Genomic DNA, 21070 nt, shown 5'->3' with positions numbered 1-21070 from the left:
CCGCGCGGCCGGGATTCATCAGACGACATCTTGACACTGCGCCCGGGGCGGCGTCAGGGTCTCGTCGAGGCGATCGGGCCGAGGGCGGCCCGACGCGATCCAGGGAGGACCTCCGTGAAGCTCCTGCGCACCGGCCCGCTGGGCCGGGAGACCCCGGCGGCCCTGCTCCCCGACGGGCGCACGCTCGACCTCACGGGGGTCCTCGACGCGCAGCGGCCCTGGTCGGCCGAGGACCTGGCGGCCGCGGACGCCGCCGTGCGGGCGGGGACGGCGCCGGAGGTGGACCTGAGCGGCCGCCGCGTCGGCGCACCCGTGCCGCGCCCGGGGGCGGTGGTCTGCATCGGGCTGAACTACCGCGACCACGCCGCGGAGACGGGAGCCGCGATCCCGGCCGAACCGATCCTGTTCCTGAAGCTGCCCTCCACCGTCGTCGGCCCGCACGACACCGTCCTCGTCCCGCGCGGCAGCACCAGGACCGACTACGAGGTGGAGCTCGGCGTCGTCCTGGGTGCGACGGCGCGCTACCTGGACAGCGCGGAGGAGGGGCTGGCCGCGGTCGCCGGCTACGTCGTCTCCCACGACGTGTCCGAGCGGGAGTTCCAGCTCGAGCGCGGCGGGCAGTGGGACAAGGGCAAGAACTGCGAGACGTTCAACCCGATGGGGCCGTGGTTCGTCACCGCCGACGAGGTGCCCGACCCGGGCGACCTCGGCCTGCGCCTGTGGGTGAACGGGGAGCTGCGCCAGGAGGGGACGACGCGGGACATGGTCTTCGGGGTCGGCGAGCTCGTGCGCTACCTCAGCCGGTTCATGGTCCTGCAGCCCGGCGACGTCATCAACACGGGAACCCCCGCCGGGGTGGCGATGGGCCGCCCGGAACCGAAGCCGTACCTGCGCGCCGGCGACGTCGTCGAGTGCGAGGTCGACGGCCTGGGCCGCACCCGCAACGAGCTGGCGGCCGCGTGAGCCTGCGCGGCGGGACGCGCCGGCTGGGGCGTTCGGACGTGGAGGTCCCCCGCCTGGGTTTCGGCGGGGCGCCGGTGGGGAACCTGTTCACGGCCGTCGACGAGGACGTCGCGCTGGAGGCGGTGCGCACCGCCCTGGCCGAGGGGATCACCTACGTCGACACCGCCCCGCACTACGGGACCGGGTTGTCCGAGGAGCGCATCGGCCGCGCGCTGCGCGGCGTGCCGCGCGGGCGGTTCGTGCTGGGGACCAAGGTGGGCCGGCTGGTGGAACCCGTCGAGGAGGGCGCGCCGGCCACCCGCGACGGCGGTTTCGACGTGCCCGCCACCCGCCGGTGGGTGTGGGACTTCTCCGCCGCGGGCGTGCGCCGCAGCCTGGAGGAGAGCCTGGAGCGGCTGGGGCTGGACCGCGTCGACGTGCTGCTCGTCCACGACCCCGACGAGCACCTGGACGCCGCGCGCGCCGGCGCCCTGCCGGAACTGCTGCGCATGCGCGAGGAGGGCCTGGTGCGCGCGGTGGGCGCCGGGATGAACTCCTCGGCGCACCTGACCTCGCTCGTCGAGGAGTTCGACCTCGACGTCGTCCTGTGCGCGGGGCAGTACGACCTGCTGGAGCAGCCGGCGCTCGACGACCTGCTGCCGGCGGCGCTGCGCCGCGGGACGTCCGTCGTGCTCGGCGGGGTGCTCGGTTCCGGGTTGCTGGCCGTCGACGAACCCCGCGAGGACGCGACGTACCGCTACGCGCCCGTCCCCGCCGCCGTGCTCGCGCGGGCCCGCACCGCCGCCCGGACCGCGCGCGAGCACGGCGTCCCGCTGCCGGCGCTCGCGGTGCAGGCCGTGCTCGCCCACCCCGCGGTCGCGTCCGCGCTCCTGGGGGTGCGCAGCCCGCAGGAGGTGCGCGCGGCCGCCGCGCTGCTCGACGTCGAGGTCCCCGCCGGGGCGTGGCGGGCGCTGCGCGAGGCCGGGACCGTGCGCGAGGACGTGCCGCTGCCGGCACCGGGCTGACCGCCCGCCCGGGCCGCGGCGTCGTCGGCGGCCGCTACCCGGCGTCCTGCGCGCGGTCCTGCCCCGCGTCACCCCGCCCCGCGGACGGCGTCCCGGTGCGGCGGGCGCGGCGGCCGCGGGCGACCTCGGTGGCCAGGGCGTCGAGCGGTCCGGCGAACGCCTGCAGCGGGTCGGCGAGCCCGGCGAGCCACTGGCGCGCGGGTTCCAGGCCGCGCGGGTCCAGGGCGTAGAACCGGCGGGTGCCCTCGGCGCGGACGCTGACCAGTCCCGCCGCCAGCAGCACCTTGAGGTGCTGCGAGACGGCCGGCTGGGAGATCGGGTGGTGCGCCTGCAGCGCCGCGGTGATGGCGCTCACCGGTTCCTCCACGCCGGCCAGCAGTTCCAGCACCCGCCGGCGGGTGGGGTCGGCGAGCGCCGCGAAGACGTCCTCGTTCACGCGCCGGCAGCGCCCTCGGGGACGACCGTGCAGAACTCCACCGTGCGCTCGGCGGCCCGGTGCACGAACGCGGTGCCCTCCGGGGTCGTGGGCCAGCCGACGCCCACGGCGCCGGGGCCGAACCGCTCCCACGTCCCCGGGTCGACGGGTGCCTCGTGCACGAGTTCCAGCAGGGTTCCGGCGGCGCGCAGGTCGCCGCTGACCGGCAGGAACCAGCGGGGCAGCCGCTCGGTGCTGGTGAGGGCCTCCCACAGGTCGGCCTGGTCGGTGGCGTACGTGCGGCGGGCGGTGGCGGTCTTCGTCGGCACCCCGTCGCGGGTGCCGCTGCGCACCCCGCAAGACCCCGCGGGACCCGCAGGGCGCCGTGCGGCGCCGCCGGGGTTCAGGACGGACCGGCGTCCGGGTCCTCCCCCGCGCCCGCGAGGGGGTCCTCCACCGCCGGCAGGTGCGCGCCCATCCGCCGCCGCGCCCGGTCGGGGTCGCCCGCGCGCACCGCCTCCAGGACCGCGCGGTGCTCCTGGACCGTCCGCGCGAGGGCGCCCTCGTCGCCCACCGCCGCCCGCGAGCGCGCCCGCACCGCCGGCCCGGCGAACGCCTGCACCAGCGCGGCCAGCACGGGGTTCCCGCTGGCCTGCGCGAGCGCCCGGTGGAAGCGGACGTCGGCCTCGACGAACACCTGCGGGTCCACCGCGCCCGGGCCGGCCACCGCGTCCAGCGCCTCCTGCACGGCCGCCAGCGCCTGCGGGCCGGCGTGCCGGGCGGCCAGGGCGGCCGCCTCGGTCTCCAGCAGCCGGCGCACCTCGTGCAGCGCGGGCGAGGCGGGCTGCTGCAGCTCGGCGAGGAAGGACACCGGCGCCAGCAGCAGCGCGGGGTCGAGGGCGGTGACGTAGGTCCCCGCGCCCTGCCGCGTCTCCAGCACCCCCAGGTGGGACAGCGCCCGCACGCCCTCGCGCAGCGGACCGCGCGAGACGCCGAGCGCGCGCGCCAGGTCGGCCTCCACCGGCAGGCGCTGCCCGGGCCCCAGCGTCCCGTCGAGGAGCATCCCCTTGATGCCGCCGACGACCACGTCCACCTGGGAGGGGGACGGCACCCCCCGGCCGTCGGGCTGCTCGCTGGGCACGTCGCCTCCAGTCCGGGTGCAGGTCCGGGGCCCGTCAGCCTAGTCGTCCGACGACTCGGCGCGGGCCCGCGCGGGGTAACGTCCCGACCGTGCGACTCGCCACCTGGAACGTGAACTCGATCCGCGCCCGACTCGACCGCGTCCTGGCCTGGATCGACCGCAGCGACGTCGACGTCGTCGCCCTGCAGGAGACCAAGTGCAAGGACGAGCAGTTCCCCGAGCAGGCGTTCACCGACCTCGGCTACGAGGTGGCCCACCACGGGCTGTCGCAGTGGAACGGCGTCGCGCTGGTGTCGCGGGTGGGCCTGGAGGACGTCAGCACCTCCTTCTCCCCCGACGTCCCCCGCTTCGGCGACCCCGCGGTCGTCGAGGCCCGGGCGATCGGCGCGACGTGCGGCGGGGTGCGCGTGTGGAGCCTGTACGTGCCCAACGGCCGCGGCCTCGACGACCCGCACTACGCCTACAAGCTGCTGTGGCTGGAGCAGCTGCGCGAGGCGGGCCGGCGCTGGCTGGCCGAGGACCCGGGCACCCCCGTCGCCCTCGTCGGCGACTTCAACATCGCCCCCGAGGACGACGACGTGTGGGACGTGGACTTCTTCGCCGGCGCCACGCACGTCTCCGAGCCCGAGCGGGCGGCGTTCCGCTCCCTGGTCGAGACCGGCTTCACCGACGTGGTGCGCCCCCACGCGCCCGGCCCGGGCACCTACACGTACTGGGACTACACCCAGCTGCGCTTCCCCAAGCGCCAGGGCATGCGCATCGACTTCGTGCTCGGCTCACCGGCGTTCGCGGCGCGCGTCACGGGCGCGACGATCGACCGCCAGGAGCGCAAGGGCAAGGGCGCCTCCGACCACGCGCCGGTGGTCGTGGAGCTTGCGCCGAACGGCTGACAACGGGCCGGTGGGCGCTCGCGGGCGAGACGCCCGCAGCCCCCGTCGGTAGGTTCCGGAGGGTGAGATCACCCGTCACCTGCGACGACCTCGAGATGGTCGAGCTGAACGCGGCCAACGACGCGCGGGGGCAGCGCGCCGTCGCCGACCTGCTGCAGTCGTGGGCCCTGGGCGCCGTCCCCGGCGACTCCGTCTCCCGCGGCCGCCTGCTCGTCGCGGCCAGCGAGCACGCCGCCTACGCCGGCGACGCCTCCCGGGCGCTGCGGCTGGCGCGGCAGGCGCTGGCCACCGGCGACCACGTCTCCCCCGACACCCGCTGCTACGTCGTCTCCGCCCTGCTGGTCTGCGGGCACCTGCGCGAGGCCGTGGTCCTGGCCGACGAGGTGCTCACCGACCGCCCCGCGGACGTGGAGGCCTACCTGCACCTGGGCGAGGAGTTCGCCTGGCACCGGCAGTCGGAGGAGGCCTCCCGCATCTACACGCTGGGGCTGTTCCGCTGCGCCGGGGACGAGGAGGCCACCGAGGCGCTGCTGGGCGCCTGGCGGCGCGGGCGCTCGCACCCCCGCAGCGTCGACCTGCGCGAGCGCGTCGCCGTCCCGGCCCAGGGGCCGACCGGCTGAACCACCGGCCGGGCGGGCCCGCGGCTCAGCCCGCGGCCAGCTCGCCGGCGTGCACGGGGACGTCGACGGCGTTCCCCGGCGGCGGCAGCGGGCACGCCCACGCCGGGTCGTGCGCGCAGCTGGGCGCGTAGGCGAAGTTGAGGTCGACGACCAGGGCCTCGCGCGGGTCCCGCGCACCGCCCAGGTCGGCGCCCTTGACGGTGTCCAGGACGTAGCGCCCACCGCCGTAGCCGGGACCGGGGTCCTTCAGCGGCAGGAACAGCCCGCCGCCGTACTGCTCCAGCCACCACACGTCCAGGTCCCCGACCCCCGGCAGCGCCACGCGCCCGACGCGCTCGAAGCGGACGGTCCCGTCGGTGCCGGTGACGGCCTCGCGCACCGCCGGCTCCGCCTCCAGCACGGGCACCTCGAAGCGCAGGGCGGGGTCGTACGGCGCGACCGGCAGGCCGCGGAAGCCCGCGCGCGCCGCGGGCGGCAGCGGGCTGGCCGGGTGGGTGGCGAACAGCTCGTCGCGCACCGCCGTCCACAGGGCGTGCCCGTCGGCCGGGTCGGTGCTGGCGCGGACCGCTGCGTAGAGGTCGCCGACGCGGCGGCGCCAGTCGAGGACGTCGAGGCGGCTCACGAGGACCCCTGCGCCGGGCCGGCGTCCCCCGGCCCGTCGGGGAGGTCCACGAGCTCGACCATCCCCTCCAGCCGCGCCCGGTGCACGAGGTGGCGCACGACGTCGGGCGCGCCGGTGACGGTGATGCGGCGCTCGGCGCTGCGGGAGGCGAGCCGGGCCAGGAAGCCCAGGCCGGTGGAGTCCATGAAGGTCACCTCGCGCGCCTGCACGAGGATCGGCAGCCGGGTGGCCAGCGCCGCCTCGACACCGCGCCCGAGCTCGGGGCCGAGGCAGGCGTCGACCTCACCGCCCAGGCGGACCACCACGTGGCCCCCGGCGCGCTCCACCCGCACCCTCCCCGCGGGTCCGGCGAACCCGGAGAACACCTCGCTCGACGTCACACCGAGGACGGTACCGGCGCCTCACGGGTGCGCGCGGGCACCCTTGAGCGTCTTGTCCACCGCGTTCCTCGGCCCGTGGACGGCGAGGCCGACGAGGTCGAGGTCGGCGCCCGCGACGGCCGCGACGACGGCCCGGTTCGCCGCGTCGTGGCCGGTGGCGAACATCCCGGCCGTGAACACCGCCGTCTGCAGCCCGCGGCCGACCGCGCGCGAGTGCGCGGCGCGCAGGACGTCCGCGCCGGCCTCGAAGACGAGGACGGGCCGGCCCAGCAGCGGCAGGTACGGCGTGCCGTCGGCGTCGGCGTAGGGCTCGCCGACCAGCTGCGGGTTGGCGGCGGTGATCCCGCTGGCGAGGAAGGCCGTGACGTTCAGCCGCTGCCAGGGCAGCAGGTCGTCGCGGACGACGACGGCGATCTTGGTCTCGAACCGGACGGGCGCGGCGGGCGCGGCGGGCGCGGCGGGCGCGGTCGCGGGGTGGTCGGTCTGCGTGCTCACGGGGTCAGCGTGCGCCCCCGCGCGGGGGCGGTCTTGTACGTTCCTGACGTGGTCGCGCGTCCCGGCGAGCAGGTGCGCAGCTGGCGGCCCGGCCTGCCGGGCGTCGCCGAGGTCCTGCACGCCCGCTTCGTCGAGCACGCCTACCCGCTGCACGTGCACGACACCTGGACCGTGCTGCTCGTGGACAGCGGCGCCGTGCGCTACGACCTCGCCTCCCGCCCGCACGGCACGGGGTCGCTGGTGACGCTGCTGCCGCCGCACGTGCCGCACGACGGTCGCGCCGCGACCCGCGAGGGGTTCCGCAAGCGCGTGCTCTACCTGGAGCAGGACGCGCTGCCGGCCCGGTTCGCGGGCCGGGCCGCCGACGCCCCGGAGCTGCCCGACCCCCGGCTGGCCCGCGCGGTGCGCGCCCTGCACGCCGCGCTCGCCGGCCCCGACGCCGCGCACGAGCAGCTGCAGGCCTCCTCGCGCGCGGCGCTGCTGCTCGACGCGATCGACGGGCACCTGCGCCGGGTGCCGCCGGCGGCGGTGCGCGACGTCCCGCTGGCCCGCGCGCTGCGCCGGCTGCTCGACGAGCACGTCGTCGAGGGGGTCTCCCTGGCGCAGGCCGCCGCGGCGCTCGGCGCCTCCCCGGCCCACCTGGTGCGCACGTTCACCCGCGAGGTGGGGATGCCGCCGCACGCCTACCTGACCGCCCGCCGGGTGGACGGCGCGCGGCGGCTGCTGCTGCGCGGGCACCGCCCCGCCGAGGTGGCGGTGCTGGCGGGCTTCCACGACCAGTCCCACCTGACGCGGCACTTCCGGCGGGTGCTCGGCACGACCCCGGGGCGCTTCGCCGCCGGCCGCTGAGGCGGCCCGGCGTCCCCCGACCGCCCCGCGGTGCCCTCCCCCGTACGCTGGCGCCCGTGCGGGGGAGGGCGGCGTGACGGGTCTGGCGGCGCGGGCGCAGCAGCTGGCCGGGAGCCTGCTCGTGGACGACCCCCAGCGCTGGGCGCACACCCGCGCCGTGGCGGCCCGGGCCGCCGAGGCCGCGGGCAGCCTGCCCCCGGCCCAGCGCCCGGTGCTGCTGGCGGCCGCCTGGCTGCACGACATCGGCTACGCGCCCGCGCTGCGCGACACCGGCTTCCACCCCCTCGACGGCGCCCGCCACCTGCGCGCCCACGGCTGGCCGCACGCGGTCGTGTGCCTGGTGGCGCACCACTCCGGCGCCGACCACGTCGCCCGCGCACGGGGCCTGGCGGCGCAGCTGGCCGAGCTGCGCTGCGCCGAGCCCGCCCCGGGCTCGGACGCCGAGGCGCTCTCGGACGCCCTGGCCTGGGCCGACCAGACCGTCGGCCCGCGCGGGGAACCGCTCAGCCTGTCCGAGCGCCTGGCCGACATGCTGGACCGGCACGGCCCGGACAGCCCCAACGCCCGCAGCCACGCCACCCGCGAGCCCTACCTGCGCGCCGCGGTCGCGCGCACCGAGCAGCGGCGGCGGGCGACGCTGCTCAGCGTCGTGCCCGCACCCGCTCCCGGAGCGCCTCGCCCTGCAGGCGCTGGAACGCGCGGAGGCTAGGCAGTCCCGGCGGCGCGGGCTGCCGCGCGCTGTCGAGGAAGTACCCGGCGAAACCGGCGAGGACGGTCGTCAGGACGTCCGGGCCGACCGCGCGCGTCGGGGGGTGCGTGGCCAGGACCTGCTCCGCGAGGGACCGGCCGCCGCTGCGCTCGACCTCCACCAGCAGCAGCAGCACGTCCAGCCAGGCCGGCCAGCGCGTCGAGCACGAGCCGCAGCTCGGCCGCGCACCAGGGCAGCGCGGGGTGGCGGCCGTCGACGTCCTCGAGGACGAGGACCTCCCACTCCCCCGCCGTGGTCGCCCCGAGGAACCCCGGCACCGGCAGGCCGGGCGGCAGGGCCGCGGTGATCCGCGCCTCCCGGGCCTGCAGGCGGGGGCTCACCCCGTTCTGCGCCGGCGAGACGGCCTTGACGAACGCGCGCTGCCCCGCGGCGGTGACGACGCGGTCGGCGGAGCCCGGCGAGAACCCGCCGGGCTGCGAGAGCGCCCGCACGACGGGGGAACCCAGCAGCGCGGCGACGGCCTCGTGCACCCGGCGCGGCAGCCGATCCCACGTCAGTCGGTTCCCCCCGGAGCCCAGCACCCGGCCAGCGTCGCAGCAGGGGCCGCCCGCGCGCACCGGGTTTCACGTGCCGGCGGGCAGGACGTCGACGAGGCCCATCATCCCCATGTCCTCGTGCGAGGCGACGTGGCAGTGGAACACCGTGCGCCCGGCCGGCCCGGACAGGTCGACGGCCAGCTCGACGGCGGAACCCGCCGGGACCGGCACGGTGTCGCGCCAGACGCCGGGGCCGAGCACCGGGTCGTCGAGGGCGGCGACGGGGTGGGTGTGCAGGTGGAAGGGGTGGTCGGTGCTGTGCTCGTTGACGACCAGCCAGCGCTCCACGGTGCCGGCGCGGCCGGTGACGTCGGCCGGGCCGCTGGCGTCGGCCATCTCGAAGGAGCGGCCGCCGACGGTGAAACCCCCGCCGGGGTCACCGCCCAGCACGATGCGCCGCACGGGTGCGCCGGTGACGTCGGGCGGTGGGGCGGCCGGCAGCGCCGCGGGCAGCGGGAGCGGTTCCTGCGCGGACGCGACGACGAGGGTGGCCAGCAGGGTGTCGGCGCTCGGGGAACCGCCGTCGGCGTACGGCGAGTGCGGCAGCGCCCGCAGTTCCCGCCGCCCGGGGGCCGAGGTGTCGACGAGCAGTTCCGCGCGACCGCCCGGTGGCAGCAGCAGTTCCGCCAGTTCCCGCGGTGCGGCCAGCGGGTGCCCGTCGAGGGCGGCGAGGTGGAACCGGGTGCCGGCGCCGTCCAGGCGCACGCCCAGGCGCAGGGAGTCGTCGGAGGTCGCGTTGACCAGCCGCAGCCGGGTCCGCCCCCGCGCCGGGTGCAGCACCGGCCGCTCGGCGCCGTTGACCAGCAGCGCGCCGCCGGTGGTCGTGCCGCCGGTGACGAGCAGGACGTGCTCCTCGCACGCGGCCAGGGCGGGGACCTCGTCGACCGCCCCCTCGACGAGCAGGGCCCCCGCCAGCCCGGCGCTGATCTGCCGGGAGACGTCGCCGTGCGGGTGCGGGTGGTACCAGTGCAGCCCCGCCGAACCCGCCGGGAGGGAGAACTCCTGCACGCTGACGTCCCCGTCCGCCACGTGCTCCAGCGGCCGGTCGACCTCGGGCGCCAGGGGCAGGCCGTGCAGGTGCAGGCTGCTGGGCGCGCCGGTGGCGTTGCGGAACGCCAGCCGCACCGAGTCCCCCTCCCGCACCCGCAGCAGCGGGCCGGGGGTGCTGCCGTCGTAGGCGAGCCCGGCGCCGGCGGGCGCGGCCACGAGTTCCCCGGTGAGGGTCCCGGCCTCGGACCGCCAGGCGAGCTCGGGCAGGACGGGCAGGTCCGGGCCGTCGGCCGCCGCCTCGCCCCCGCGCCGGCGCAGCAGCGGGTAGGCGGCGGCGGAACCGCCTCCCAGCAGCGCCGCCGCGCCGACGGCGAGCAGGGTGCGCCGGGAGGTCCCGCGCGCGGGGGTCTCAGCCATGGTGGTGCCCGGCCGGCTGCGCGCTCGTGGCCACCGCACCGCCGGCGCCGGGAGCCACGACGGTCAGCCGTCCCTGCATCCCGTCCTCGAGGTGGCTGCCCTCGGTGCAGGTGATCCGGTGGGTCCCGGCGGGGACGTCCTCGAGGACGACGACGCGCTCGCGGCCGCTGGGGACCAGGACGTCGACGCCCAGGTCCGCCACGGCGAAGCGGTGCGGGTCGTCGGAGTCGTTCACCAGCCGCAGCGCGACGTCGTCGCCGGTGGCGAACCGCAGCTGCGAGGGGCCGAAGCGGTAGTTCGTCGTCTCCACCGTGGGCAGGGCGCGCACCTGCTCGGCGCTGAGGTCCCCGGTGTGCCGGTCCTGCGGGCTGGCGACCAGGAGCAGCGCGCCGATCGCGGCCGCCGCCCCCAGCCCCGCGGCGGGCCCCGCCCAGCGCGAGCGCGTCCCGCCACCGCCGGCGAGCAGGGCCACCGCTGCGGCCAGGGCCCCGCCGAGCGCGAGGAGTTCCAGCACGGCCACCGCGAACGGCAGCACCGTCCCGGGACGCACGAGGTCGAAGGACAGGGCGCTGCCGCGCAGCGCCGCCGCGGCGGCGACGGCGAGCAGGGCGGGCACGAGCGCCCAGCGCCGCCGCGAGCGCAGCGCGGCCAGGGCGGCGAGCGGGAGGACGGCCAGCGCGGCCATCCCCGGGTTCGGGGTCCCGGCCAGGACGGTGGCGTCGGCGACGAGGGTGGCGGCGAGCAGGGCGAGCGAACCGGCGGCGAGGTGGCGCAGCGAGGTGCTCGACGCGGCGGACTCGGCGGTGGGGTCGGCGGTGGGGTCGGCGGTGGGGTCGGCGGTGGGGTCGGCGGTGGGGCCGGGAGCGGGGTGCGTGGCGGGGGTGGACACGGTTCCTCCTGGGTCTCTCGGGTTCTCGGGTCTCTCGGGTTCTCGGGTTCCTCGGGTTCCCGGGCTTCTCGCGTTCCCGGGTCGTCCGGGCCGGCGCTCGCCGGTCCGTCAGGCGGTGGGGTCCAGGACGACCTTCCCGGCGACCGTGCGGGACTCGGCCAGGCGCACGGCCTCGGCGACGCGGGTCAGCGGGAGGACGGCGGCGACGTCGGCGGGCAGGGCGCCCTCGGCGTGCAGCCGCAGGACGGCACCGAGGTCCTCGCGCACGCGGGCGCGGAAGGCGCTGCGCCGGCGGCGGCCGGCCCAGACGTCGAAGAAGGTGGCGCGGCGCCCGTCGGGCAGCGCGTTCCACCAGGCCAGGCGGGCCACGAGCAGCAGCACGGGCAGCCGCGGGTTCCCGCTCTCGTCGCGGGTCGCGGCGGTGCCGTAGGAGACGAGGGTGCCGCCGCGGCGCAGCAGCGCGTGCGAGGTGGTGATCCCGGGACCGCCGACGTGGTCGAACACCGCGTCGACACCGCCGGGCGACAGCTCCCGCACCTGGGTCAGCAGGTCGCCGTGGTGGTCGACCGGTTCGACCCCCCGCGCGCGCAGCAGCTCGTGGTGGCGCGGGGAGGCGGAGCCGAGGACGCGCGCTCCGGCCAGGAGGGCGAGCCGGCTGAGGACGCTGCCGACGCCGCCGTTCGCCCCGAGCACCAGGACCGTCTGGCCGGCGCGGACGCGGGCGGTGCGGTGGAGCATCGTCCAGGCGGTGAGGCCGTTGACGACGAGCGTGGCGGCGGCGGCCGCCTCCACGCCGTCCGGCACCTCGACGAGGTCGGCGGCCGGGAGCAGGACGGCGCTGGACCAGCCGCCGGTCTTCGTCAGCGCGGCGACCCGGCGGCCGAGCAGGGCGGGTTCGACGCCGTCGCCGACGGCGCGCACCGTGCCGACGAGGTCGTAGCCGGGGACGAAGGGGAACGGCGGCTGGTCGTAGTACTTCCCGCGCCGCATCTGCTGCTCGGCGAAGGAGACGCCGCTGGCCTCGACGGCCACGAGCGCCTGGCCCGGTCCGGGGGCCGGCAGGGTGCGCCGGCGCAGCTGCAGGCCCTCGGGCTCGACGACACCGGGCAGCACGACCTCGGTGACCGCGGTCGTGCCGGTGCCGACGGCGGTGGTGGTGCCGGTGGTGGTGCCGGTGGTGGTGCCGGTGGTGGTGCCGGTGGTGGTCATCGGTCCTCCATTGAGTGTCCGGTCAATCACATCAGTGGTCACGAGACGGGTGAGCCGTTCCCGTGATGTGTGTGAGTGAACACTCACAAGCGGGGCGACGTCAAGGGGGTGCCCGCACCGGTGGAGGGCGCCAGGATGATCGCGTGACCTCCCGGACCACCGCCCTGCGCCGCGCGCACGACGTCGCCACCGCCGTCCTCGCGCTGGCGATCGTCCCCGAGCCCTTCGGCCGCCGCCGCCGCGCCATGGGCTTCGACGACTACGTCCACCACCAGCAGCGCGCCGACGCCGTCATGCGGCGCCTGGCCCCGGCCCTGTCGGTGGCCGCGATGGCCACCGGGGCCGCCACCGCGGCCGCCGAGGCCCGCCGGGCGCCGCGGGCGGCCGCCCTGCGCGCCGCCTCGGTGGCGGCCGTCGCCGGCGCGATCACCCTGACGGTGCGGGTCCACGTGCCCATCAACGTGCGGCTGCGCTCCTGGCGGCCGGGTCAGGAGGCCGCGGGCTGGCGCGAGGCGCGCGCCCGCTGGGAGCGCGCGCACGTGCTGCGCCGCGGTCTCGTCGTCGTCGCGGCCGCCGCCACCGCGCTCGCCCGCTGAGGGCGGCGCGCGGACCTCAGGAGCTGGTCGCGACCAGCTCCTCCAGGCGCACCTCGGGGTGGTCGCGGGCGAAGCTGCGCACCCGCCACTCGTCGGTGAACAGCGCGAAGGTGCGCCCGTCGGCGTGCTGGACGACCTCGGCGCCGCGGTGGGCGCGCAGCAGCGGCGCCGCGTCGGCGTCGATGATCCGGGCGGTGGTGTAAGGCAGTTCGGTGAACAGCACCGGCGAGCGGAACTCGTGGGTCATGCGGTGCTGGACGACGTCGAACTGCAGCGCCCCCACCGCGCTGAGGACGGGTTCGCCGTCCCCGCGCGAGTCGGAGGTCAGCACGCGCACGACGCCCTCGGCGTCCAGCTCCCGCAGGCCCTGCCGGAACTGCTTGCCCACCCGCAGGTCCGCGGGCCGGACGGTGCGGAAGTGCTCGGGCGCGAACACCGGCAGCGGCGGGTAGGAGACCCGCCCGTTCTCGGAGAGGGTGTCGCCGACGACGACGTGCCGGGCGTTGACGAGCCCGATGACGTCACCGGGCCAGGCGACGTCGACGGTCGAGCGGTCGGCGCCGAACACCGTCTGCACGTGCTTGAGGACCATCGGCCGGCCGCTGCGGTCGTCCCGCACCGTCATCCCGCGGTGGAAGACGCCGGAGTGGATGCGCGCGAACGCGAGCCGGTCGCGGTGGGCGGGGTTCATGCCGGTCTGCGTCTTGAACACCTGGGCGCTGAAGCCACCGGCCACGGCGTGGGGCCGGCCCTCGACGTCGCGCTGGTCGTGCGGGGCGGGGGCGACGTCGACGAGGGCGTCGAGCACCTGCCCGACGCCGGTGTTCGCCACGGCGGCGGTGAAGTACACCGGCGTGGTGCGGAAGGCGAGGAACTCCTCCTCGTCGTGGTCGGCGCCCGTGGCGGAGAGCAGCTCGTGCTCGTCGAGGGCCTGCTGCCAGGACGGGCCCTCCAGCGCCGCGGCCTCCTCGGCGCCCATCCGCTGCTCCAGCGCCCGCGTCGCCCCGCCCGGGGCCTTGGTGTACTTCACGTACTCGCCGCTGCCGCGCTCCAGCAGCCCGCGGAAGTCGCCGGCGATCCCGACCGGCCAGGTCACCGGCGTGGGCCGCAGCCCCGTCACCGACTCGACCTCGTCGAGCAGCTCGAGGGCCTCGCGCCCGGGCCGGTCCCACTTGTTGACCACGGTGATCACGGGCAGCCCGCGCTGCTTGCAGACGCCGAACAGCTTGCGCGTCTGCACCTCCATGCCGCGGGCCGCGTCCACGAGCATGATCACCGCGTCGACGGCGGTGAGGGCGCGGTAGGTGTCCTCGGAGAAGTCCGCGTGACCGGGGGTGTCGACGACGTTGACGACCATCCCGCGGTGGTCCAGCTGCAGCACCGCGGAGCTGATGGAGATGCCGCGCTGCTTCTCCATGTCCTGCCAGTCGGTGGCCACCCCCGCCCGGCCCGCCTTGCCGTGCACGTGCCCGGCCTCGCGGATGGCGTTGGCGTGCAGGGCCAGCGCCTCGGTGAGCGTGGACTTGCCGGCGTCGGGGTGGCTGATGACGGCGATGGTGCGGCGGCGGGCGGCCTCGGCCACGACCTGCGCGGCGGTCGCCCCGTGGACCTCGGCGGTCGTCTCCAGCGTCTCGGGCTCGGCGGTGCTCACCGCTCCATCATCCCTGCTGGCGGCGGCGGTCGAGGACGCCCGACCTCAGCCCACGGCCGCGGGGAGCACCTCGACGCGGTAGCCGAGCTCGAGGGCGTCCTCGCGCACCGGGTCCTCCAGCCGCACGCGCCAGCGCCCGGCGAACTGGTCCACCCCGGGGACCATGGCGACCGTCCCGCTGAGCAGCACCGTGCCCGGGGTCGCCAGACCGCGTGCGCGCAGCACGTCCAGCCAGTAGGACGGCGGCAGCAGGGCGGCGAGGGGAGCGTCCTGGACGAGGACCTCGGAGCCGTCGCCGGTCTCGACCCAGGCCCTGAGCAGCAGCTGGTCCAGGTGGTCCTCCACGTCGACGAGCCGCCAGGCCCGTCGCCCGAGCACGTCCAGGCTGGCGTTCTTGCTCCAGGCGACCCCGTGGACCTCCAACGCGCGGTCGGTGTGGTCGCACGCGACGGTCAGCAGCACGTCCTCGGGGTCGGGGCCGGAGACGACGAGCGCCCACTCGGCCTCGCCGGAGGTGCGCCCGTGCTGCACGGGGACGACGTCGGTCTGCGCGGCGAGGTAGGGGGAGACGGGGTAGAGGGCGGGAGTCGTGGCAGGGGCGGGGACGCCCAGCTCGGCGAGCTCGGCGACGTGGCGGGCGACCTCGTCCTGGTCCCGGCCGGTGTACCCGGCGTTCAGCAGCCGCGTGACGGTGACGGAGCGGACCTGCCCGTCCGGCAGCTCGAGGTCGAGGGAACCGAGGTGGGCGGGGACGGCGGCGGAGGCGGTCGCGGGGACGGGCGTGGCGGTGGGGACGGGCACGGGCGCTCCTGGGGTTCGTCGGGGGCACCGACGTTACACCTGTTGCATACAACGCGCATGCACTACCGTCGGGGCGTCCCGCACGGTCCCGCACGAGAGGAACACCATGGACGCTGCAGCACCCGCGGCGGGCGTGTCCCGCGCCTCGGTCCGCAAGGCCTACGCCGCCAGCCTCACCGGCACCTCCCTGGAGTGGTACGACTTCGCCGTCTACTCCAGCGCCTCGGCCCTCGTCCTCCCGCAGCTCTTCTTCCCCTCCTCGGACCCGCTGACCGGAACCCTGCTGGCCTTCTCCACCTACGCCGTCGGCTACGTCGCCCGCCCCCTGGGCGGGATCCTCTTCGGGCGGCTGGGCGACGTGATCGGGCGCAAGAAGGTCCTGGTCGCGACGCTGCTGCTCATCGGGATCGCGACCTTCGTCATCGGCCTGCTGCCCACCTACGCCACCATCGGCGTCGCCGCACCGGTCCTGCTGGTGCTCATGCGCTTCGCCCAGGGCGTGGGCGTCGGCGGCGAGTGGGGCGGTGCGGTCCTCCTCTCCGCCGAGTTCGGCGACCCGCGCCGCCGCGGGTTCTACTCCTCCGCCGCACAGGTGGGGCCGCCGGCCGGGAACCTGCTGGCCAACGGCGTCCTGGGCCTGCTCACCGTGACGATGAGCGAGGCGACCTTCGAGGGAGGCGGCTGGCGCATCGCGTTCCTGCTCTCCGCCCTCCTCGTCGCCTTCGGGCTGTGGATCCGGCTCAAGCTGGAGGACACCCCCGTCTTCCAGGCCATCGCCGAACGCGGTGACGCCCCTTCGGCCCCGGTGCGCGAGGTGTTCCGCACCTCGCCGCGCGGGCTGGTCGCCGCGATCTGCTCCCGCGTCGGCCCGGACGTCCTCTACGCCATGTTCACGGTGTTCGTCCTGACCTACGGCACCACCGTGGTCGGGTTCTCCCGCGGGCAGGTCCTGGCCGCCGTCCTCGTCGGCTCGGCGTGCCAGCTGTTCCTCATGCCGCTGGCGGGTGCGCTGTCGGACCGGGTCAACCGCCGGCTGCTGTACGCGGTCGGTGCGGTGTGCGCGATGGTCTGGCCGTTCGTCTTCTTCGCCCTCGTCGACGGTGGTTCGCAGGTGGCCCTGACGGTCGGCGTCGTCGTGGGCCTCGCGATCCACGCCTTCATGTACGGGCCGCAGGCCGCGTTCGTGACCGAGCAGTTCTCGCCCCGGTTGCGCTACACGGGTTCTTCGCTGGCCTACACGATCGCCGGCATCTTCGGCGGGGCGCTCGCTCCGCTGGCGTTCACCGCCCTGCTCGACGCCACCGGCGGCGGCACCGCCATCGCCGTCTACATCGCCGTGGCGGCGGCCGTGACGCTCGTCGGGCTCGCGCTCGGACGCGATCCCGACCCCGCCGAGGACGACGCGCTGCTGGCGGAGAACGCCGCTAGGCGGCCAGCAGCACGCGCAGCGTGACCTGCAGGTGCTCGTCGATCGCCGCGTGCGCCTCGGTCACGTCCCCGGCGGCCAGCGCGTCGACGATGCGCCGGTGCTCCTCGCACACCGTCTCCTGGCGCCCGGCGGCCGAGTACAGCGCCTGGACCCCGATGCGCACCTGCCGCACCCGCAGGTTCGCGTAGGTGGAGGACAGCAACCCGTTGCCGACGGCGTCGACCAGCACCGAGTGGAACACCCGGTCCCACTCGATGAACCGGCGGGCCGCGTCGCGTCCGTCACCGGGGACGTGGTCGGACAGGAGGAGGCGCTGCTGGTCCAGCGCCTCCTCCAGCGCTCCGAGCGGAACGGTCCCCGCGGCCATCGTCCGGCTGGCGGCGTGCCGTTCGAGGGCACCGCGCAGGTCCATGAGCTCGCTGATCTGGCGCCCGGTGAGCACCGGCACGTAGGCACCCCGCTGGGGCACCAGTTCCACCAGGCCCTCGGCGACCAGCAGCAGCAGCGCCTCCCGGACCGGGGTGCGGGAGACTCCGACGCGGACCGCGAGATCGGCCTCGTTGAGGAAGGTGCCCTGGACGGCCGGGTCCACGAGCACCTCGTCGCGGAGGAACTGGTAGGCCCGTTCCCGACCGGTCGAACGTCCTGGCACACGACATGTGTACACCACCGAACCACCCCTCCAGCACGAAGGAGCAGCCGTGCGCACCGCCCTGGCACAGATCAGCAGCAGCGACGACCCCGCCGCCAACCTTGACCTCGTCGCGGCGGAGGTCGAGCACGCCGCCCGGGCGGGCGCCCGGCTGCTGGTGCTGCCCGAGGCCACGATGTGCCGGTTCGGGGTGCCGCTGGGCCCGGTCGCCGAACCCGTCGACGGGCCGTGGGCCGCGCGGCTGACCTCCCTGGCCGACGCGGCCGGGATCACCGTGGTGGCCGGGGCCTTCTCCCCCGGGGCCGGCGGCCGGGTGCGCAACACCCTCCTCGTGCGCGGGGCCGGGGTGCACGCCGACTACGACAAGATCCACCTCTACGACGCCTTCTCCTTCGTCGAGTCCGACGGCGTCGAACCCGGCGCGGCACCGGTCGTCGTCGACGTCGACGGCGTCGGGGTGGGTTTCGCGACCTGCTACGACCTGCGGTTCCCAGGGCTGTTCACAGCGCTCGCCGACCGGGGCGCGCAGGTCGTCGTGGTGGCGGCCTCGTGGGGCGCGGGCCCGGGCAAGGTGGAGCAGTGGGACCTGCTGTCGCGGGCGCGCGCCCTGGACTGCACCTCGTTCGTCGTGGCCTGCGGGCAGGCCGACCCCGGGCCCCTGCCCGAGGGGTCGACCGCGCCGCTGGGGGTGGGCCACAGCCGGGTCGTGGGCCCCTTGGGCGAGGTCGTCGCCGAGCTGGGCGCGGAACCCGGCCGGCTGGTCGTCGACCTGGACCCGGCCCGGGTGGAGGGCGCCCGCTCGACGCTCCCCGTCCTGGCCAACCGCCGCCCGCTCTGAACGCCGCGGCGCCGGCGGTCCCGCGGGTGCGGGACCGCCGGCACCGGGCGGCTCCTGGACGCTCGGACCTCAGACCGTCAGCGCGGTCTCCGCGCGCCGCACGACGAGCCCGGTGGAGCCGGCCGCGGCCGGGTCGTCCAGGTCGAAGGAGCGGTTCTCCACGTCGACCTCGACGGTGTCGCCGTCGCGGACCTCGCCGGACAGGATCGCCCGGGCGAGGCGGTCGCCGATCTCGCGCTGGACGAGCCGGCGCAGCGGCCGGGCCCCGTAGGCGGGGTCGTAGCCGGTGATGGCCAGCCAGTCCTTGGCGGTGTCGGAGACCTCCAGCACGAGCCGGCGGTCGGCCAGGCGGTCGGCCAGGCGCTGCACCTGCAGCTCGACGATCCGGCTCAGCTCCTGCGTCGAGAGCGGGTCGAAGACCACGACGTCGTCGAGGCGGTTGAGGAACTCCGGCTTGAAGTTCGCCCGCACCGCGCTCATCACGGCGTCGTGCTTGGTGGCCTGCGACAGCTCCGGGTCGACGAGGTACTGCGAGCCGAGGTTGGAGGTGAGCACCAGGATGACGTTGCGGAAGTCCACCGTCCGGCCCTGGCCGTCGGTCAGGCGACCGTCGTCGAGGACCTGCAGGAGGATGTCGAACACCTCCGGGTGCGCCTTCTCGACCTCGTCGAGCAGCACCACCGAGTACGGCCGGCGGCGGACGGCCTCGGTGAGCTGACCGCCCTCCTCGTAGCCGACGTAGCCCGGGGGGGCACCGACGAGGCGGGCCACCGCGTGCTTCTCGGAGTACTCGCTCATGTCGATGCGGACCATGGCCCGCTCGTCGTCGAAGAGGAAGTCCGCGAGCGCCTTGGCCAGTTCCGTCTTGCCGACGCCGGTCGGCCCGAGGAAGAGGAAGGAGCCCGTGGGGCGGTCGGGGTCGTTGACCCCGGCCCGGCTGCGGCGCACCGCGTCCGAGACCGCCTGCACGGCGGCGGACTGGCCGATGAGCCGGGCGCCGAGGAACTCCTCCATGCGCAGCAGCTTCTCGGTCTCCCCCTCCAGGATCCGGCCGGCCGGGATGCCCGTCCAGCCCGCGATGACCTCGGCGATGTCGTCGGGCCCGACCTCGTCGGCGACCATCGGGGTGCTCGCCGGGCCGCTCTCCTCGGCGGCCTGCGCGGAGGCGAGCTCGCGCTCCAGGGCCGGGATGCGCCCGTAGAGGATCTCGCTGGCACCGCCCAGGTCGCCCTCGCGCTGCAGCCGCTCGGCCTGCGAGCGCAGCTCGTCGACCTGGTGCTTGAGGTCGCCGACCCGGTTCAGGCCGGCCTTCTCCTGCTCCCAGCGCGCGGTGAGCGCGGTGAGCTGCTCCTGCTTGTCGGCCAGCTGGGCGCGCAGCGCCTCCAGGCGCTCGCGGGAGGCGGCGTCGTCCTCCTTGGACAGGGCGAGCTCCTCCATGCGCATCCGGTCCACCGCGCGGCGCAGCTCGTCGATCTCGATGGGCGAGGAGTCGATCTCCATGCGCAGCCGGGAGGCGGCCTCGTCGACGAGGTCGATGGCCTTGTCGGGCAGCTGGCGGCCGCTGATGTAGCGGTCGGACAGCGTGGCCGCGGCCACCAGCGCGGCGTCGGAGATCGCCACCTTGTGGTGGGCCTCGTAGCGCTCGCGCAGGCCCCGCAGGATGCCGATGGTGTCGGGCACCGAGGGCTCGCCGACGAAGACCTGCTGGAAGCGGCGCTCCAGCGCGGGGTCCTTCTCGATGCGCTCGCGGTACTCGTCGAGGGTCGTCGCGCCGACCAGGCGCAGCTGGCCGCGCGCCAGCATCGGCTTGAGCATGTTCCCGGCGTCCATCGCACCCTCGCCGGCACCCGCGCCGACGACGGTGTGCAGCTCGTCGATGAAGGTGACGATCTGCCCCTCGGAGCGCTGGATCTCCGACAGCACGGCCTTCAGCCGCTCCTCGAACTCACCCCGGTACTTCGCACCGGCGACCATGCTGGCGAGGTCGAGGGAGATCAGCCGCTTGCCGCGCAGCGACTCCGGCACGTCGCCGGCGACGATGCGCTGCGCGAGGCCCTCGACGACGGCGGTCTTGCCGACGCCGGGCTCGCCGATGAGGACGGGGTTGTTCTTGGTGCGCCGGGAGAGGACCTGCACGACGCGGCGGATCTCGGCGTCGCGGCCGATGACCGGGTCGAGCCTGCCCTCGCGCGCCTGCGCGGTGAGGTCGACGCCGTACTTCTCCAGGGACTTGTAGGTGCCCTCGGGGTCCGGCGAGGTGACCTTCGCGCCGCCGCGCACGTCCGGCAGGGAGCCCAGCAGCGCGTCGCGGGTGGCGCCGACGGCGCGCAGCGCCTCACCGGCCGCGGACTGGCCGCTGGAGGCGCCGATCAGCAGGTGCTCGGTGGAGACGTAGGCGTCGTCCAGGGCGCGCGCCTCGTCCCCGGCGGCCTGCATGAGGGCCAGCGCGGGGCGCGAGAGCGACGGCTGGCTCACCGAGGAGCCGGACGCGCTGGGCAGCGAGGCGAGGGCGCCGTCGACGCGGCGCGTCAGCAGGGCGCGGTCGGCGCCGACGGCGTCGAGCAGCGCACCGGCCACGCCGTTCTCCTGGGCGACGAGCGCGGCGAGGACGTGCAGGGGTTCGACCTGGGCGTGACCCGCGGACGTGGCGCGGCCGACCGCGTCGGCCAGCGCCTCCTGGGCGCGGGTGGTGAGCTTGAGGTCCACGGGCTACCTCCGGGTGGTTGGGCGGGGCTGTCACCGTGTCCAACCATGCCAGACTTGAGCTTGTTCCGCTCAACTCTGCCGCCGCCCCGCTCACCACCGGGGGGGGGGGGGGGGGGGGGGGGGGGGGGGGGGGGGGGGGGGGGGGGGGGGGGGGGGGGGGGGGGGGGGGGGGGGGGGGGGGGGGGGGGGGGGGGGGGGGGGGGGGCGG

The 21070-nt window shown here is 76.4% G+C and carries 23 protein-coding genes; 9 read left to right on the top strand and 14 right to left on the bottom strand.

Translation table 11 applies throughout. From position 1 onward, the window contains the following. The first annotated feature begins 114 nt into the window (after window positions 1–114). Together ACRYM2_RS04300 and ACRYM2_RS04295 are read left to right on the top strand one after the other, a co-directional pair. A complete protein-coding gene (locus ACRYM2_RS04300) occupies window positions 115–963 on the top strand; it encodes a fumarylacetoacetate hydrolase family protein (RefSeq protein WP_432520121.1) in 849 nt (282 codons plus the stop codon). Beyond that, window positions 960–1967 carry an aldo/keto reductase gene (locus ACRYM2_RS04295; RefSeq protein WP_432520120.1) on the top strand — a complete coding sequence of 336 codons (1008 nt, stop codon included), beginning with the start codon at window positions 960–962 and terminating at the stop codon, window positions 1965–1967. Before ACRYM2_RS04300 ends, ACRYM2_RS04295 begins: the two co-directional genes overlap by 4 nt. Before the next feature lie 34 nt (window positions 1968–2001). On the opposite strand, the gene ACRYM2_RS04290 is transcribed toward ACRYM2_RS04295, so the two are convergent. From ACRYM2_RS04290 to ACRYM2_RS04280, 3 genes are read right to left on the bottom strand one after another with little or no spacing between them, the layout of a single operon-like run. Continuing rightward, window positions 2002–2403 carry an ArsR/SmtB family transcription factor gene (locus ACRYM2_RS04290; protein WP_432520119.1) on the bottom strand — a complete coding sequence of 134 codons (402 nt, stop codon included), beginning with the start codon at window positions 2401–2403 and terminating at the stop codon, window positions 2002–2004. Then, complete coding sequence (locus ACRYM2_RS04285) at window positions 2400–2735, bottom strand: SRPBCC family protein (RefSeq protein ID WP_432520118.1); 336 nt, start codon at window positions 2733–2735, stop codon at window positions 2400–2402. Before ACRYM2_RS04285 ends, ACRYM2_RS04290 begins: the two co-directional genes overlap by 4 nt. A 50-nt stretch (window positions 2736–2785) precedes the next feature. Then, on the bottom strand, window positions 2786–3523 hold the full coding sequence (locus ACRYM2_RS04280) for a FadR/GntR family transcriptional regulator (RefSeq protein WP_432520117.1): 738 nt from the start codon (window positions 3521–3523) through the stop codon (window positions 2786–2788). 89 nt (window positions 3524–3612) lie between these two features. On the opposite strand from ACRYM2_RS04280, the gene ACRYM2_RS04275 reads away from it, so the two are divergent. Beyond that, window positions 3613–4413, top strand: coding sequence for an exodeoxyribonuclease III (locus tag ACRYM2_RS04275; protein ID WP_432520116.1), 801 nt, complete (start codon window positions 3613–3615; stop codon window positions 4411–4413). Between the two features lie 62 nt (window positions 4414–4475). Beyond that, complete coding sequence (locus tag ACRYM2_RS04270) at window positions 4476–5033, top strand: tetratricopeptide repeat protein (RefSeq protein WP_432520114.1); 558 nt, start codon at window positions 4476–4478, stop codon at window positions 5031–5033. Window positions 5034–5058: 25 nt separating this feature from the next. Here the strand turns inward: ACRYM2_RS04270 and ACRYM2_RS04265 are convergent, their stop codons facing one another. The 3 genes from ACRYM2_RS04265 to ACRYM2_RS04255 are packed head-to-tail and all read right to left on the bottom strand — an operon-like array spanning window position 5059 to window position 6530. Next, on the bottom strand, window positions 5059–5655 hold the full coding sequence (locus ACRYM2_RS04265) for a DUF1684 domain-containing protein (RefSeq protein WP_432520113.1): 597 nt from the start codon (window positions 5653–5655) through the stop codon (window positions 5059–5061). Then, complete coding sequence (locus tag ACRYM2_RS04260; RefSeq protein WP_432520112.1) at window positions 5652–6035, bottom strand: STAS domain-containing protein; 384 nt, start codon at window positions 6033–6035, stop codon at window positions 5652–5654. The genes ACRYM2_RS04265 and ACRYM2_RS04260 overlap by 4 nt, the downstream gene beginning before the upstream one ends. A gap of 21 nt (window positions 6036–6056) precedes the next feature. Beyond that, window positions 6057–6530, bottom strand: coding sequence for a DUF2000 family protein (locus ACRYM2_RS04255; RefSeq protein WP_432520111.1), 474 nt, complete (start codon window positions 6528–6530; stop codon window positions 6057–6059). Window positions 6531–6578: 48 nt separating this feature from the next. On the opposite strand from ACRYM2_RS04255, the gene ACRYM2_RS04250 reads away from it, so the two are divergent. Together ACRYM2_RS04250 and ACRYM2_RS04245 are read left to right on the top strand one after the other, a co-directional pair. Then, entirely contained in the window at window positions 6579–7379 is an 801-nt protein-coding gene (locus tag ACRYM2_RS04250) for an AraC family transcriptional regulator (RefSeq protein ID WP_432520110.1), read from the top strand. A gap of 73 nt (window positions 7380–7452) precedes the next feature. Further along, the gene (locus tag ACRYM2_RS04245; RefSeq protein WP_432520109.1) at window positions 7453–8088 is read left to right on the top strand and encodes an HD domain-containing protein; all 636 of its coding nucleotides are present in this window, start codon (window positions 7453–7455) and stop codon (window positions 8086–8088) included. Here ACRYM2_RS04245 and ACRYM2_RS04240 read toward each other — a convergent pair. The 4 genes from ACRYM2_RS04240 to ACRYM2_RS04225 all read right to left on the bottom strand — a co-directional run bounded on the left by ACRYM2_RS04240 (window position 8085) and on the right by ACRYM2_RS04225 (window position 12189). Beyond that, window positions 8085–8669 (bottom strand): hypothetical protein, encoded by a 585-nt coding sequence (locus tag ACRYM2_RS04240; protein WP_432520108.1) that lies wholly within the window; start codon window positions 8667–8669, stop codon window positions 8085–8087. The genes ACRYM2_RS04245 and ACRYM2_RS04240 overlap by 4 nt on opposite strands. A gap of 42 nt (window positions 8670–8711) precedes the next feature. Then, on the bottom strand, window positions 8712–10091 hold the full coding sequence (locus ACRYM2_RS04235; RefSeq protein WP_432520107.1) for a multicopper oxidase family protein: 1380 nt from the start codon (window positions 10089–10091) through the stop codon (window positions 8712–8714). Next, window positions 10084–10980 carry a cupredoxin domain-containing protein gene (locus ACRYM2_RS04230; RefSeq protein WP_432520106.1) on the bottom strand — a complete coding sequence of 299 codons (897 nt, stop codon included), beginning with the start codon at window positions 10978–10980 and terminating at the stop codon, window positions 10084–10086. Before ACRYM2_RS04230 ends, ACRYM2_RS04235 begins: the two co-directional genes overlap by 8 nt. Window positions 10981–11088: 108 nt before the next feature. Continuing rightward, window positions 11089–12189 carry a medium chain dehydrogenase/reductase family protein gene (locus tag ACRYM2_RS04225; RefSeq protein ID WP_432520104.1) on the bottom strand — a complete coding sequence of 367 codons (1101 nt, stop codon included), beginning with the start codon at window positions 12187–12189 and terminating at the stop codon, window positions 11089–11091. A gap of 143 nt (window positions 12190–12332) precedes the next feature. On the opposite strand from ACRYM2_RS04225, the gene ACRYM2_RS04220 reads away from it, so the two are divergent. Further along, window positions 12333–12785, top strand: a complete 453-nt coding sequence (locus ACRYM2_RS04220) for an anthrone oxygenase family protein (RefSeq protein ID WP_432520103.1) — start codon at window positions 12333–12335, stop codon at window positions 12783–12785. A gap of 16 nt (window positions 12786–12801) precedes the next feature. On the opposite strand, the gene ACRYM2_RS04215 is transcribed toward ACRYM2_RS04220, so the two are convergent. After that, the gene (locus tag ACRYM2_RS04215) at window positions 12802–14436 is read right to left on the bottom strand and encodes a peptide chain release factor 3 (protein ID WP_432520102.1); all 1635 of its coding nucleotides are present in this window, start codon (window positions 14434–14436) and stop codon (window positions 12802–12804) included. A 45-nt stretch (window positions 14437–14481) separates the two neighbouring features. Further along, on the bottom strand, window positions 14482–15156 hold the full coding sequence (locus ACRYM2_RS04210) for a DUF2848 domain-containing protein (protein ID WP_432520196.1): 675 nt from the start codon (window positions 15154–15156) through the stop codon (window positions 14482–14484). Window positions 15157–15343: 187 nt separating this feature from the next. On the opposite strand from ACRYM2_RS04210, the gene ACRYM2_RS04205 reads away from it, so the two are divergent. Next, window positions 15344–16690, top strand: a complete 1347-nt coding sequence (locus ACRYM2_RS04205) for an MFS transporter (protein WP_432520101.1) — start codon at window positions 15344–15346, stop codon at window positions 16688–16690. Here the strand turns inward: ACRYM2_RS04205 and ACRYM2_RS04200 are convergent. Continuing rightward, complete coding sequence (locus ACRYM2_RS04200; RefSeq protein ID WP_432520100.1) at window positions 16662–17318, bottom strand: GntR family transcriptional regulator; 657 nt, start codon at window positions 17316–17318, stop codon at window positions 16662–16664. The two genes, ACRYM2_RS04205 and ACRYM2_RS04200, sit on opposite strands and share 29 nt — an antisense overlap. A 49-nt stretch (window positions 17319–17367) precedes the next feature. Here ACRYM2_RS04200 and ACRYM2_RS04195 point away from each other — a divergent pair, with 49 nt between their 5' ends. Beyond that, window positions 17368–18156, top strand: a complete 789-nt coding sequence (locus ACRYM2_RS04195) for a carbon-nitrogen hydrolase family protein (RefSeq protein WP_432520099.1) — start codon at window positions 17368–17370, stop codon at window positions 18154–18156. Between the two features lie 69 nt (window positions 18157–18225). On the opposite strand, the gene clpB is transcribed toward ACRYM2_RS04195, so the two are convergent. After that, window positions 18226–20862, bottom strand: a complete 2637-nt coding sequence (clpB, locus tag ACRYM2_RS04190) for an ATP-dependent chaperone ClpB (RefSeq protein ID WP_432520098.1) — start codon at window positions 20860–20862, stop codon at window positions 18226–18228. Between the last annotated feature and the right edge of the window lie 208 nt (window positions 20863–21070).

It is taken from the genome of Kineococcus aridisoli, from assembly GCF_050871885.1.
Classification (GTDB): domain Bacteria; phylum Actinomycetota; class Actinomycetes; order Actinomycetales; family Kineococcaceae; genus Kineococcus.
This window is presented reverse-complemented; position numbering and strand designations above follow the sequence as displayed.

Excerpts from the sequence above, each read along its gene's own strand:
- ACRYM2_RS04235 (WP_432520107.1), bottom strand. The coding sequence starts at position 10,091 with ATGGCTGAGACCCCCGCGCGCGGGACCTCCCGGCGCACCCTGCTCGCC.
- ACRYM2_RS04225 (WP_432520104.1), bottom strand. The coding sequence starts at position 12,189 with ATGACCACCACCGGCACCACCACCGGCACCACCACCGGCACCACCACC.
- ACRYM2_RS04205 (WP_432520101.1), top strand. The coding sequence starts at position 15,344 with ATGGACGCTGCAGCACCCGCGGCGGGCGTGTCCCGCGCCTCGGTCCGC.